This window comes from Paenisporosarcina sp. TG20 (assembly GCF_000286315.1).
Lineage (GTDB): Bacteria > Bacillota > Bacilli > Bacillales_A > Planococcaceae > Paenisporosarcina.
This window is the reverse complement of the sequence record NZ_ALJG01000254.1, coordinates 1-13,864: the sequence shown is the minus strand read 5'-3', so window position 1 is coordinate 13,864 and position 13,864 is coordinate 1. Positions and strand designations below refer to the sequence as shown.

Here is a 13,864-nt window from a genome sequence, read left to right as displayed (position 1 = left end):
CAGGAGCAGATGTTTTCCGCCGCCTTGCGCTTCAATCAAGTAGATGTTTTCGAATTGATCATAAAAGAAAACACAACTTAAAAAGAAGAGAGTGCAGAAAGTCATAAGGGGTTCTCTTCAGAGGTGCAAAACTTTAAAATACAACATAAATGGACTATCAATTAGAATATGAATTGGCAGTCCATTTCTTATTGATATATAAACATTATTGCTCTAATATCATCATTTTCAGCTATATATTTAGTAGCCTATTTAGTCGCACTACAATGAAAGTTGTAATTCAACTAAACTTACTGCTAAATGATATGCTAAAAGCACATCCAGTCTACATCGGTTTTTAAAAACAGAAAAGTTTATATTTTGCAGGATAAATTGTAAAATGATGGTATAATGTTCAAGAGAGGACTTTATTTTTTTATTAAATTAACGAGCAAAGTTAGTGAAATAAGGAATTAAGGTTTTAGCAATACAATATATAATTTGAAAGGGTGGGGATTCTTGAATAATGATGATAATATTGCATATCTGTTGATTGGGATAATTGCATATACCTTAGTGATGATTTACTTTTTTGAACACGCCCCAAGCATTGCAAATCAAATAAATAGTAGTGTGATAATTGGTTTATTGTTTACTATATTACTTAAAGTTAAAAAATAGGTTTTCACTAACGAGGTGCTTTAGCACAAGAACAGAGATCTTAAAAAAGGCTGGTTTCTCAAACTAACGCTAGCAGGAAAGTGTATATACCTTAGGGGGAATTGTATGAAGAAAAAGTTTTGGCTTACTTTAATAATTATTGTAATAATTGCGGTTGCAAGTGCTGTAATTGTTGCCAAACAAAAACCGAATAATGAAGATTTAGTAAGATGGATGGAAGATACTTATGGAATCCAATGTCTTGATTATAACTGTGATACTTTTGAACTTGAACTAACAAAAAATGGTAAAGAACCGATTTTAATGCAAAATGTACACGGAGGTTATTCACCAGGTACCTTTGTAATGGAAGTGAATCGGACATATCGGAATCTTGAAGATTCTTCGTATAAATTAGATATTGAAATAAAAGGTTTCTTAGGAGAGTTTACAATTGAAGATGAAACTATTAAGAAAATATCAAAAAAATAAATTTGAAATAAAATTATAGAATTCCTTTTTGCACTAACGAGATGCTTTAGTTGAATAAGCAGAGGTGGAATTTAGGTTTACTTTACTAAAACTAGAACTAGAAAAACACTGAGAAATTAATCAGTGTTTTTTTATATTAATTTCTATCAGAAAATCACAAAAAAGCACCGCTAAAAGCGATGCTAATATCATTTCGTTTTAAATTGCTGTTTGAGACTCGATTTTGTGTTTTGCACCTATGAAGAGAACCCCTTAAGAAAGTCACTGGTACCTTAAATAATAGAAAAATGCAGCATCATGAAAATTAAAATTCTGGTATTTTGAACTGAAGCCATGCCCGAGAAAAGCGTCCACCGTAGCGAAAATAAACGGGTTTCTATGGTGACCATTCTTACAAGGATCGGGTGTACTTGCCCGGTTTTTCTTAGGGATATACAAAAGTATATGTTTTATATAGTTACAGCTTCGAACTTGGAGTTGCTTGTCTACTCCAAGCGCCAACCCGCGGGTCTTTTTGGGGCCAGAAGCTATATAATCTATCTAGCAAGTCGTTTTCCCTGATTTTCGAGTCTAGCTAACTATTCTCGCGTGATCAACCCTACGATGAATGAATTATTAAAGATTTGGGGCTATCTTTAATGTAAGGTGTTACTAACATTAGGAGATAATTGGGTAGTTTCCCCAATAAGAACAGAAGTTGCCCTAATAACATCAAGAGTTGCCCATATAAGAACAAAAGTTGCCCCAATCATAACAAGAAGTTGAATTAATCAAGTGAAATAATCCATTGTTGCTTAAAATGGGCGCTTGTCATCTATCTCAGCATCCACTTGGCGAGTAAGAGTACAGTTTACGCTATTTATATACAAGAACCACATGAATTATGATCACATTTACTAGTTCTTTCATGGATATATTGAGCAGTTAGTTAGCAAACTGGAGAAAACTAAAAAAGTCGATGAATGGTAGTGAAAAAGTTCATAATTTTTTATATTTTCACAAAAAAAGGTTAGTATTCTAAAGCTAATTTTAGTTATCTCTAGTTAACTGTTTAAACGAAGGGTTTCCATGAAGAAAATTGTTTCTACTACCTAAACAATTGATAGTAATTCGACTTACGCAAGGGTTACGAAAAGAATTTACCCAACCTTAAAAAATGAAGAAAAAGGCCGAAATAGTATCTTCGGCCGCCCATCTGTATAAAATAAGTGTCTTTTCTCACGTCGACCCAAATCAAAAATACGATATGCCCCTTGGTTGAAGGGTCGCGTCGGGCGCAAAACTGCTGCAAGATTGCCTGTAAGAAAGGGATGAGAGAAGTGAAACTTCACTCATCCCTTTTACTCTTGAGGTTATGGTGCTGTAAATTTGCACGTCCAAAGCGACACTGAAACCGAATGAGATACAGTTTGATATATATTTTTCAAATGATCATAAAGTTGTGTGTTCTTGCTTAAAGGACAAGCCGTACTTTGCCGGTTTTTCTTAGAAAATCTTTTGTAGATCCTATTATGTCAGTGGTTAAATTGGTGAGATGGGATTAGTTAAATGAATAATGGTTAAAATAAGTGGAAAATGATGAAAATATTAAGAAGTTATTTTTAGACTTGTTTTTTTGTTCATATAATTATTAGTGCTCTTATTAGTAGGATGATGTTACGATATTGACATACTTGAGTGTTTATCCTGCTATTGAACACTTCTTGAAGGTCATCAAGCCGTTTATTTAGGATATAAGACAACTGTCTAACTTAACTGGCTTTAGAAATCCCAATTATGATAAAGATTTGAAGTAGTTATATCAATGTTTTTTCTTGGAACTACTACAAGAGGTTAAAAGAGATACTTTTCAGTGCCTCGTCGAGCATTCATAGCGTTTTGCACTATTCTTATGTATAATACCTTAGAGAAGAATTTGGAAGGATGAAATAAATATGCCTAAACCGGTAGTAGCAATAGTTGGTAGACCGAACGTTGGAAAGTCAACAATTTTTAATCGAATCGTTGGAGAACGTGTTTCCATTGTGGAAGATATTCCTGGTGTAACACGTGATCGTATATATAACGCGGCAGATTGGTTAACACATGAATTTAACATTATAGACACAGGCGGAATTGATATTGGGGACGAGCCTTACTTAGAACAAATCCGTGCACAAGCTGAAATTGCCATTCAAGAAGCAGATGTTATTATTTTCTTGACTAATGGGCGAGAAGGGGTAACGTCTGCTGATGAGCAAGTAGCTAAATTGTTATATAAAACAAAAAAACCTGTTGTATTAGCTATTAACAAGATTGATAATCCTGATATGCGTCCAATGATTTACGATTTCTATTCATTAGGATTTGGTGAACCATACCCTATTTCAGGTTCCCATGGATTAGGTCTAGGAGACTTATTAGATGCAGTAGCGAAAAGTTTTCCAGAAGAAGATGAAGAAGTTTACCCAGAAGACGTCATCAAGTTTTCATTAATTGGTCGACCAAATGTTGGGAAGTCATCTTTAGTAAATAGTTTCTTGGGTGACGATCGTGTAATTGTTAGTGATGTTGCAGGAACAACTCGTGATGCAATTGATACACAATATGAATACGAAGATCAACCATATGTGATTATCGACACTGCTGGTATGCGTAAAAAAGGAAAAGTCTATGAAAGCACTGAAAAATATAGTGTACTTCGAGCACTGCGTGCAATTGAACGTTCTGACGTTGTTTTAGTTGTGTTAAATGGAGAAGAAGGTATTCAAGAACAAGATAAAAAAATAGCTGGTTACGCCCACGAAGCGGGTAAAGCAATCATCATTGTTGTTAATAAATGGGATGCAGTTGAAAAAGATGAGAAAACAATGAATAAGACAACAAAATTAATTCGTGATCACTTCTTGTTCTTAAGTTATGCTCCAATTATTTTTGTTTCAGCGGTAACAAAGCAACGAGTACACTCAATTTTACCAATTGTCAATCGTGTTAGTGAGAACCACGCAATGCGCGTGACATCGAGTATTTTAAACGAAGTAATTGAAGATGCAGTTGCACGAAACCCTGCTCCTGCTGACAAAGGGCGTCGTCTGCGTATTTACTACGCTACACAAGTTGCTATTAAACCACCGACATTTGTTGTATTCGTAAATGATCCAGAAATAATGCATTTCTCATATGAACGATTCCTTGAAAACCGAATTCGTGAATCATTTGATTTTGAAGGTACACCAATTCGCATTATTATTCGAGCAAGAACGTAAGTTGTATTAACAAGGGAGTTTTCTAAAATGGAAAAAGTAGTTGTTTTAGGTGCCGGTAGCTGGGGGACAGCTTTAAGTATTGTTCTTGCAGAAAAAGGTCACAATTGTTTGTTATGGTCACATCGTAAAGACCAAGCAAACGAAATTAATCAACAACATTCAAATGAGAAATACCTATCGGGAATAGAACTGCCCAAGTCGTTGATGGCTACTTCATCATTAAAAGAAGCTGCCACTCATGGAAAAATAATAGTAATCGCTGTGCCTACTAAAGGGATTCGTGAAGTATGTCGTAGTCTAAAAGAATGGATTCAAGAGCCCGTTCTATTTGTTCATGTATCTAAAGGAATAGAACCTGATTCTTTAAAACGCATCTCTGAAATAATACGAGAAGAAATACCTTCTAATTTGATAGAAGAAATTGTTGTTCTATCAGGTCCAAGTCATGCTGAAGAGGTGGTTTTAAAACACCCTACTACTGTAACAGCTGCCTGCGAAGACATTCGATATGCTGAAAAAGTACAAGATTTATTTATGCATGGGTATTTTCGTGTGTATACAAACCTAGACGTCATTGGCGTTGAAATTGGTGGTGCCCTAAAAAATATTATTGCACTAGGTGCAGGGATATCAGATGGTTTAGGATACGGTGATAATGCGAAGGCTGCTTTAATTACAAGAGGCCTTGCTGAAATTTCCCGTCTTGGTACCAAAATGGGTGCAAATCCCTCAACATTCTCTGGTTTAACAGGTATTGGCGACTTAATTGTGACATGTACAAGTGTCCATTCAAGAAACTGGCGTGCTGGAAACTTGCTAGGAAAAGGCATGAAATTAGATGAAGTATTAGAACAAATGGGTATGGTTGTCGAAGGTGTTTCAACAACGAAAGCTGCTTATCAGTTGTCTATTCTTCATAATGTTCCCATGCCCATCACAAGCACTCTTAATGCGGTGTTATTTGAACAGGTTAACCCTAAACAAGCGGTTGATCAATTAATGGAGCGCGTTAAGAAAAATGAAATGGAAGATCTATATTAATATCATAAAATTGTCACTAAACAAGAGATGGCAGGTCTGCTTCTCTTGTTTTTTAATGCTATAATTATTCGTTGAGAGACTGTGAAGGGTGGTTAAGTTTATGTCATCACTAGACAAAATGTGGCTTTCTTTTGCTTCCATGGGATTTATGATGATTTCTATGGGTTTAATTTATGTTAGCCGAAACAAAATAAATAATCGTTTGTTTAAATTTGTTTTTGCAGCATTTGCATATATACTTCTAATAATTGGATTTTTAAGTGCAATTTATATTGTATTTAGTGGTCCAACCGGACGTTCTTGAGGTGGCCAAATGAAAAAATTACTATACGTTAACTTACTTATTATAATTACTGTTTTGATGTCTGGATGCATGTATCCTACCTCTGAACGAACTGAAAATCAGAGACCTGATGAAGAACAACTAGCATCAGTCCAAAAAGCTGTTGAACAATTTCAAGAATCAACAAGTGGTTTATTACCGATAAAAACAAGAGACCAAGATGTTGATGAATACATCAAATATCCAATTGATTTCCAAAAACTTGTTCCTAGCAATCTAAGTGAAATTCCACCAAATGCTTATGAACAAGGTGGCTTGTTTCAGTATGTAATCATGGATGTTGAAAAAAATCCAACAGTCAAACTAGTTGATTTACGAAGTGCTGAAAAAATTAGAGAGTTAAATGTAAAACTCGGAATAAATGGATATGGTCCCATAGATCAGCAAATTACAGAAAATATCTACAAATTAGATTATCAACTCATGGGTTATAAGAATGAACAAACTGTTCCTAGCCCCTATTCTGATGTAAATCTTCCGTTAGTAGTTACAGGAGATGGAACGATTTATATAGACTACTCGATTGAGCTATATCGTATAATTCAAGAAGATAATCCGGATGTAAAACCAGGTGAAGATATTCGCTTTCTTCTAGTAGATAAATACCCAGTTGTTCCGGCCTATTCACTTCCGTATACTATTGATGAAAATAATGAACCACAATTTTTATTAGAAAAATAGAGACAAACGTTTCGTGCATATGCATGAAACGTTTTTTTTGTGCATACGATAAAGTGCGTAGGAAAAGGGGGCAGCAATATGACAGAACAGCTTTTTCATCAAATAGCAGAACGGACAAATGGAGATGTATATATTGGTGTAGTTGGTGCAGTGCGAATCGGGAAATCTACTTTTGTCAAAAGAGTAATGGAAAGTTTAGTAATCCCGAATATGACGAATGAAGCGGATAGACAACGGGCACAAGATGAACTTCCTCAAAGTTCTCCTGGTGCAGTGATTATGACAGCTGAGCCAAAATTTGTACCAGCTCATGGTACTAGCATTCAAGTCGGTGATGATGCATTTAGTTTTAATATTCGCTTGGCAGATTGTGTGGGTTATATTATTGATGGTGCAAAAGGTCATGAAGATGAGAATGGCCCTAAATTAGTCCACACGCCTTGGAGCAATGAGCCTATGCCGTTCAAAGAAGCTGCACGAATTGGCACTGACAAAGTAATTCGAGATCATTCAACCATTGGAATTGTTATGACAACTGATGGAACTGTAAACGAATTCCCGAGATCAGCTGTAGAGCAAGTTGAGGAAGAAATAATTGATCAGTTGAAAGAAATTGGAAAACCGTTTGTAGTTTTATTAAACAGTAGAATGCCTGCTCATCATCTTGCAGTTGATTTGTGCCAGGAATTAAAAGTAAAATATAATGTACCAGTTATTGCCGCAGCAGTTGATAAGATGACGGTACATGAAATTCAAAACGTTTTAAAAGAAGCGCTATATGAATTTCCAGTTACCACATTTGAATTATTAAAACCTGAATGGATGGACGTTTTAGATAGTGATCATCCATTAAAAGAATCAATTCAAAATTCATTGGAGTCATGGTCGCAGCAAGTTGCCAAAATCCGAGACGTTAAAGATTTAGCATCATTCTTAGCTGAAGAGCCTTTTGTTGAAAATGCTGAAGTAATTGAAGTAAATGCAGGAAAAGGCAAAGCAACAATACAAATTGAATTAACAAATGAAGCATTTCAATCAGCCTATCTTGACTTTTTAGAAGAACCTATTATAACAAAGAAAGATTGGCTGCTATATGTTAAGGAATCGTCTTATGCTAAAAAATCCTATCTTCGCTTCCATGAAGCAATTGAGATGGCTAAAGAAAGCGGCTACGGTGTTTCATTACCATCTGTCCAAGACTTCCAACCTTCAGCTCCAGAGTTAATCAAACAAAATGATTTCTTCGGTGTTCGAATGAAAGCAAAGGCACCTTCACTTCACATTATCCGTGTTGATATGGAAGCGGAATTTTCTCCTTTGATTGGTTCAGAATTCCATAGTCAACAACTATTAAAAGATTTAAAAGAGGCCTACTATCACAATCGTGAAGCCCTGTGGGAAACGTCCTTATTTGGAACTCCATTACACGAAATGCTAAAAGAAAGTATGCGTTTTAAATCAGATGCTGTTCCAACACATGCGAAGAAACGTATGCGTGAAACGATTGAACGCATGGTAAATGAGGGCGATCGTGGAATGGTAACATTTATCCTTTAAGAAGCGGAAATAACCTTGTGAATTATTGCTGGGTGAAAGTTGATTATTGTCAATTAGATTACTCAAGGTGGGCTTAACCAAGAACATAGATGGTATTGAATTTCCAATAGAAAAATACAAGGGGCTGTCTAACAAGTCCCTAAAATAAAACAGGTAAAGAAAAACGACTAGTTTTTCTTTACCTGTTTTATGTTTCCACTTTTTCCTTATACAAGTAGTTGTCGGGTACTTGTCACTTCCAAAAGGTTGTGTGCCAATGCCACAATCCCAATCTTTGTGTGGGCCATTATGCATAGGCAGAATCAGTGTAGACGCCTTTCAAGAGGTAGCCGGAGCGAGAAGACTGGCAGTGATTTCTGCTAAACTTCTCGTGGGAGGCATCCACTAAGCACTGAAAACGTGTATTAAAGGACTCTTATTTTAACTGTAAGCTTTTTCAGTTGCCTTGGAGACCCACAGAATCACACTATGGAACGAAAGCTAAGAACGCCACCTCGCGAGGCAACGCCTTCGTGACGAACATCCTAAAGACCAGAGGACGTTCACGGCTCGCCCTCAGAAATAGTCCGTCTGTTTCTGTTTCTGCATCGCTGCGCTAGCTTCGAAACATGAAAGTGCGTTGCATCGCTCCGCAAGTTTCTAACCACGAAAGAGCTTGTAAGGAAATCACTAGATTTGTTTAACAGAGACATTTTTAATATGATAAAGAGGGCTGATCATAGAAGTCATTTTAAATGACTATTGGGACAGCTATAATCTCTTTTTTGTAGTAATATTCAAAAATCTTTAAATTCTTAAAAACAACAGGTCTTTGCTATTTCTATGCGAATAGTCCTGTTCTTTTTAATAACTAGCGTATTTTCTGCATTAACTTGGTAATTGTAACGAAATATTGTTGCGTAGCCTTTTTGGTTATGATACTCTTTTTACATGATTAGATTCCATCCCCTTTGAGAGGAGGTGAATGGTGTGAATAAAACAGAATTAGTAAACTCCGTAGCTGAGGCAACTGAACTTTCTAAAAAAGAGTCTTCTAAAGCAGTAGATGCTGTATTTGAAACAATTCAAGACGCTCTTGCAAAAGGTGAAAAAATTCAATTAATTGGTTTTGGTAACTTTGAGGTTCGTGAACGTGCTGCTCGTAAGGGTCGTAACCCACAAACTGGTATGGAAATTGATATCGCTGCAAGTAAAGTACCTGCTTTTAAACCAGGTAAAGCTCTTAAGGACGCGGTGAAATAATTCGCGTAGTACTTACATAAGAACGACTTTTGTGAATTTTCACAAAGGTCGTTCTTTTTTAGTTCGCAAATAGAGATAGGTCCAATCTCTTAATGAAATAGTGCCTTTCGTAAAAAAAGATAGACTAATTTAGCTATTTTGCGTAACATTTGATGGTGTGCTACGATTCATTTAGAAATCCGATGTTATAACCCATCTTTTTTAGTTCAACTTTGGTTGACTATTTAACAGGAAATCTCAAAGAATATATAAAGGGCGATATAAGTTATGTTTTATTATTATTAGGAGGCGTCCATCATGTCGACGATTAATTTACAAAAAATAGAAGAAGCAGTAAAAATGATTCTAGAAGCAGTTGGTGAAAATCCGCAGCGTGAAGGACTTATTGATACTCCAAAACGAGTTGCGAAAATGTACGCGGAGATGTTTTCAGGACTTCATGAAGATCCTAAAGAATATTTTAAAACAGTTTTTCATGAAGATCATGAAGAATTAGTTTTAGTTAAGGACATTCCATTTCATTCTATGTGTGAACATCATTTAGTTCCTTTCTACGGGAAAGCACACATTGCTTACATTCCGAGAGATGGAGTTGTTACAGGTTTGAGTAAATTAGCACGAGCTGTTGAAACAACCGCAAGACGTCCTCAACTTCAAGAACGTATTACTTCAACAATTGCAGATTCAATCATGGAGATGCTAAATCCATATGGTGTTTATGTAATTGTGGAAGCAGAGCATATGTGTATGACAATGCGTGGAATTAAAAAACCTGGCTCAAAAACGGTAACGGCTGTTGCGCGTGGAGTTTATGAACAAGACCATATAAAGCGCAATGAAATTGTATCATTCATTCAAATGAAATAAGCGTATGCTGTAAAATCAAAGAAATAGGTTATGCTATGCTAACAGATAAATGGCTATCAAAGGAGAATGTATAATGGCACAAACAGAATATATAGTAATTCGGGCAGATGAAGATGGTGTTAATGTTATCGGTCTTACACGAGGGACAGATACTAAATTTCATCATTCCGAAAAATTAGACCGTGGAGAAGTAATGATTGCTCAATTTACTGAACATACTTCAGCGATCAAGATACGCGGAAAAGCAGAAATACAAACAACACATGGCATAATTTATAGTGAAACTAAAAAATAGGTCTGTCTTAGTGAATGACTAACCATGCTGTGGTATAATTACAAAATACGACACAGGTAACCAATCGAAATGGAGCACGTACGATGAGCGAAAAAATCATACAACAAAATATTGAACAATTGAAGTCAAAAATATTGATGTTTGTACGCCATCGGACTCTTCGTAAACATACAGGGGAACCAGACCTTCGCGAAGATCGTTTATTTTTTTTGCTTTTACCTTTACTAAACGGGTATCAGTGGACTGATGAACATGAGAAGTCCGCTATTTCTGTTGCATTCATTTATAGTGCTCTAACAGCACATGACCAAATTAAAGAATTAAATGCCTCATCTAAAGGCCAACAGTTAACCGTGTTGGCAGGAGATTATTATAGTGGTCTTTACTATCAGATATTAGCGAAAGATTCTAATATCCAATTAATTCGTTCATTATCAAATGGAATTATCGATATTAGTGAGAAAAAGGCATCTGTATACGATGATGTAAAGCTTTCGTTTACTGAATGGATGCAAACCATACAAACCATTGAAAGTTTATCTATTGAGCAGTTTTATGACCATTATGGATTTAGTTTTTATAAAACTTTCGTTCGTCAAGGCTTGTTAATTCATCGTATCGAATATGAGTTAGAACTTGTAAAACAAGGGATAGGATCCCGTTTTCAGGAATCCTTAACAGAAAGTGAACGAGAATTAGGTTACCCACAAACATGGCTAGCACTGTTGAATCAAGAACTAACCAAACAAAAATTTAAAATGATAGAAGAAATATCACAATCTCACCACCTACTCAACCATTCTGTTCAGCAATTCTTAGTTGACTTGTATGAACTGCAATTAAATGAGCATGTGTCAGTCATGAGAGAAAGGTGACCAGGCATGACCAAAACTAAAGAACAACGTGTGCATGAAGTTTTCGAAAAAATTTCGGGAAATTACGATAAAATGAATTCAGTGATTAGTTTCCAACAACATAAAAAATGGCGTGAAGACACCATGTCCCGGATGGATGTTAAAGTAGGTAGTACTGCTCTGGATGTTTGTTGTGGAACAGCAGATTGGACGATTGCCATTGGAGAAGCGGTTGGACAAAATGGTAAAGCAATAGGATTAGATTTTAGTCAAAACATGTTAAATGTTGGAATTGAGAAAGTAAAAGATTATCCTCAAATTGAGCTAATTCATGGCAATGCAATGGAATTACCTTTTGCTGAATCGACGTTTGACTATGTTACTATCGGTTTTGGTTTACGTAATGTACCTGATTATTTACAAGTATTAAAAGAAATTCATCGAGTACTTAAACCAGGTGGAATGTTCGTTTGTTTAGAAACATCTCAATCGGAACTACCAGTGTTTAAGCAATTATTTCGATTTTACTTTAAATACATCATGCCAGTCTTTGGCAAATTTTTTGCAAAGAGTTACAAAGAATATTCTTGGTTACAAGAATCTGCGAAAGATTTTCCAGGAATGAAAGCATTAGCAAAACTGCTTGAACAAGCTGGATTTGATCAAGTTGAGTATAAGCCTTACAGTGGTGGAGCTGCTGCAAGACATATGGGCATTAAAAAAGTTTAATTATTGGGAGAAGGTTGCCTGTTGTGGAAAAGATGAAGTTGAAGATGCTCTATTCTGATATGCGTTCAGATTTAGATTTTATCGAAAAAGAATTAGAAATAGCCGTTAATTCGTCTTCAGACTTACTCAATGAAGCTTCTCTTCATTTATTGCATGCGGGAGGAAAGCGGATTAGACCTGTTTTTGTTCTGCTAGCAGGTAAGTTTGGTCATTATCAAATCGATCAAATGAAGAATGTAGCCGTCCCCTTAGAACTTATACATATGGCATCTCTGGTACACGATGATGTAATCGACGATTCGGAGATGAGACGTGGGAAACTAACTGTGAAAGCACAGTGGAATAATCGAGTCGCCATGTATACTGGCGATTTTATTTTTGCCCGTGCGCTTGAATACATAACTAAAATTCAAAACCCACAAGCACATCGTATTCTTTCCCATGCAATGGTCGAAATTTGTGTAGGTGAAATAATTCAAATTGAAGATAAATTTAAGTTGGACCAACGACTACAAGATTACTTTAGACGTATTAAAAGAAAGACCGCATTACTTATTGCATCTAGTTGTGAACTAGGAGCAATTGTGTCAGGTGCAGATGTGAAGACTGCCAATCATTTGAAGCGGTTTGGTTACTATGTTGGAATGTCATTTCAAATTATTGATGATATTTTAGATTTCACATCTTCAGATAAGGAACTAGGCAAGCCAGCAGGATCTGATTTAATCCAAGGAAATATCACATTACCAATTCTGTTCTTAAAAGATTCTCCTGAATTTAGACCAGCACTAGAGTATGCACTCTCAGGAAATATGACAGAGATTGAACGGCTTGCTCTAGTAAAAAGGATTAGAGAATCTGATGCGATTGCTAAATCCAAAGCGATAAGTAATCTATACTTACAAAAAGCCTTAAATGAAATTAATGCACTTCCGACATCTTTAGCCAAAAAGTCTTTACGTGAAATTGCACTTTATATGGGTAAACGTAAATTTTAATATGTTGAACAATGACAAATACAATGGTAATATTTTTACGGTGGATAAAATATCCTCTAGATTGGGTATAATTCGTTGAGATTCACAATAAGGAGTGTTTATATTGGAAAGAACTTTTTTAATGGTAAAACCAGACGGCGTACAACGTAACGTGATCGGCGAAATCGTAGGTCGTTTTGAAAAGAAAGGCTTCCATTTAGTTGGAGCAAAATTGATGCAAATTTCACCAGAGCTTGCTAAAGAACATTATGGTGAGCACAAGGAACGTCCATTTTTCGGTGAGCTAGTAGATTTCATCACTTCTGGACCAGTTTTCGCAATGGTTTGGGAAGGCGAGAATGTCATTTCAGTTTCTCGTTTGATGACAGGCGCTACAAACCCGAAAGAATCTGCTCCAGGAACAATCCGTGGTGACTTTGCTGTAACAGTTGGCAAAAACATTATTCATGGTTCTGACTCTGCAGATAGTGCTGTTCGTGAAATCGGATTATTCTTCAAAGAAGAAGAACTTGTTTCATACACGAAAGATGCGAATAACTGGGTTAACTAAAAAAGTAGCAGTCAAATGATATTTCATTTGACTGCTTTTTTTACAAATAAGAGAGTATATAAATTTAGTGAGCCATAAAACCAGTATTCCAGGAATTTTAAGGAGTAGTTTCTAATATGAAACCGCTGATTTGCGCTCCAGGCGGACGCTTTCCACGGGGCGGGCGGCGAGCCTCCTCGGTCGCTAACGCTCACTGCGGGGTCTCACCTGTCCCGCTAATCCCGTAGGAAAGAACTGGACCAAAGGGAATTTGGACCAGTTCTTTGCGACGAAGCTAGCGCAGCGATGCAGGAGCAGATGTTTTCCGCCGCCTTCCGCTTCAATCAAGTAA

At 36.1% G+C, this 13,864-nt stretch carries 13 protein-coding genes; all 13 read left to right on the top strand.

Annotated features, from left to right (window positions below):
• Window positions 1-765 precede the first annotated feature (765 nt).
• The 13 genes from B371_RS0106930 (at window position 766) to ndk (ending at window position 13,533) form a co-directional block, all read left to right on the top strand.
• Window positions 766-1,131 carry a hypothetical protein gene (locus tag B371_RS0106930; RefSeq protein WP_019413578.1) on the top strand — a complete coding sequence of 122 codons (366 nt, stop codon included), beginning with the start codon at window positions 766-768 and terminating at the stop codon, window positions 1,129-1,131.
• Between the two features lie 1,934 nt (window positions 1,132-3,065).
• The gene (der, locus tag B371_RS0106925) at window positions 3,066-4,376 is read left to right on the top strand and encodes a ribosome biogenesis GTPase Der (protein WP_019413577.1); all 1,311 of its coding nucleotides are present in this window, start codon (window positions 3,066-3,068) and stop codon (window positions 4,374-4,376) included.
• A 27-nt stretch (window positions 4,377-4,403) separates the two neighbouring features.
• The gene (locus B371_RS0106920) at window positions 4,404-5,417 is read left to right on the top strand and encodes an NAD(P)H-dependent glycerol-3-phosphate dehydrogenase (protein ID WP_019413576.1); all 1,014 of its coding nucleotides are present in this window, start codon (window positions 4,404-4,406) and stop codon (window positions 5,415-5,417) included.
• A 100-nt stretch (window positions 5,418-5,517) separates the two neighbouring features.
• A complete protein-coding gene (locus B371_RS0106915) occupies window positions 5,518-5,721 on the top strand; it encodes a DUF2768 domain-containing protein (protein WP_019413575.1) in 204 nt (67 codons plus the stop codon).
• A 9-nt stretch (window positions 5,722-5,730) separates the two neighbouring features.
• Window positions 5,731-6,441: a hypothetical protein gene (locus B371_RS0106910; protein WP_019413574.1), complete on the top strand. Its 711-nt coding sequence runs from the start codon at window positions 5,731-5,733 to the stop codon at window positions 6,439-6,441.
• 78 nt (window positions 6,442-6,519) lie between these two features.
• A complete protein-coding gene (gene spoIVA, locus B371_RS0106905) occupies window positions 6,520-7,998 on the top strand; it encodes a stage IV sporulation protein A (protein ID WP_019413573.1) in 1,479 nt (492 codons plus the stop codon).
• Window positions 7,999-8,967: 969 nt separating this feature from the next.
• Window positions 8,968-9,240, top strand: coding sequence for an HU family DNA-binding protein (locus B371_RS0106900; RefSeq protein WP_019413572.1), 273 nt, complete (start codon window positions 8,968-8,970; stop codon window positions 9,238-9,240).
• Window positions 9,241-9,537: 297 nt separating this feature from the next.
• Complete coding sequence (gene folE, locus B371_RS0106895) at window positions 9,538-10,107, top strand: GTP cyclohydrolase I FolE (protein WP_019413571.1); 570 nt, start codon at window positions 9,538-9,540, stop codon at window positions 10,105-10,107.
• A gap of 73 nt (window positions 10,108-10,180) precedes the next feature.
• Window positions 10,181-10,402, top strand: coding sequence for a trp RNA-binding attenuation protein MtrB (mtrB, locus tag B371_RS0106890; protein ID WP_019413570.1), 222 nt, complete (start codon window positions 10,181-10,183; stop codon window positions 10,400-10,402).
• Between the two features lie 83 nt (window positions 10,403-10,485).
• Entirely contained in the window at window positions 10,486-11,277 is a 792-nt protein-coding gene (locus tag B371_RS0106885; protein WP_019413569.1) for a heptaprenyl diphosphate synthase component 1, read from the top strand.
• Between the two features lie 6 nt (window positions 11,278-11,283).
• Window positions 11,284-11,985 carry a demethylmenaquinone methyltransferase gene (locus B371_RS0106880; protein WP_019413568.1) on the top strand — a complete coding sequence of 234 codons (702 nt, stop codon included), beginning with the start codon at window positions 11,284-11,286 and terminating at the stop codon, window positions 11,983-11,985.
• Between the two features lie 23 nt (window positions 11,986-12,008).
• Entirely contained in the window at window positions 12,009-12,983 is a 975-nt protein-coding gene (gene hepT / locus B371_RS0106875) for a heptaprenyl diphosphate synthase component II (RefSeq protein ID WP_019413567.1), read from the top strand.
• A 103-nt stretch (window positions 12,984-13,086) separates the two neighbouring features.
• Entirely contained in the window at window positions 13,087-13,533 is a 447-nt protein-coding gene (gene ndk, locus B371_RS0106870) for a nucleoside-diphosphate kinase (RefSeq protein WP_019413566.1), read from the top strand.
• Window positions 13,534-13,864 lie beyond the last annotated feature (331 nt).

Bases quoted from the DNA above. Each gene is read 5' to 3' on its own strand.
- B371_RS0106885 (WP_019413569.1), top strand. From the start codon at position 10,486: ATGAGCGAAAAAATCATACAACAAAATATTGAACAATTGAAGTCAAAA.
- B371_RS0106880 (WP_019413568.1), top strand. From the start codon at position 11,284: ATGACCAAAACTAAAGAACAACGTGTGCATGAAGTTTTCGAAAAAATT.
- B371_RS0106915 (WP_019413575.1), top strand. From the start codon at position 5,518: ATGTCATCACTAGACAAAATGTGGCTTTCTTTTGCTTCCATGGGATTT.
- mtrB (WP_019413570.1), top strand. From the start codon at position 10,181: ATGGCACAAACAGAATATATAGTAATTCGGGCAGATGAAGATGGTGTT.
- der (WP_019413577.1), top strand. From the start codon at position 3,066: ATGCCTAAACCGGTAGTAGCAATAGTTGGTAGACCGAACGTTGGAAAG.
- B371_RS0106920 (WP_019413576.1), top strand. From the start codon at position 4,404: ATGGAAAAAGTAGTTGTTTTAGGTGCCGGTAGCTGGGGGACAGCTTTA.
- B371_RS0106910 (WP_019413574.1), top strand. From the start codon at position 5,731: ATGAAAAAATTACTATACGTTAACTTACTTATTATAATTACTGTTTTG.
- spoIVA (WP_019413573.1), top strand. From the start codon at position 6,520: ATGACAGAACAGCTTTTTCATCAAATAGCAGAACGGACAAATGGAGAT.
- folE (WP_019413571.1), top strand. From the start codon at position 9,538: ATGTCGACGATTAATTTACAAAAAATAGAAGAAGCAGTAAAAATGATT.
- B371_RS0106930 (WP_019413578.1), top strand. From the start codon at position 766: ATGAAGAAAAAGTTTTGGCTTACTTTAATAATTATTGTAATAATTGCG.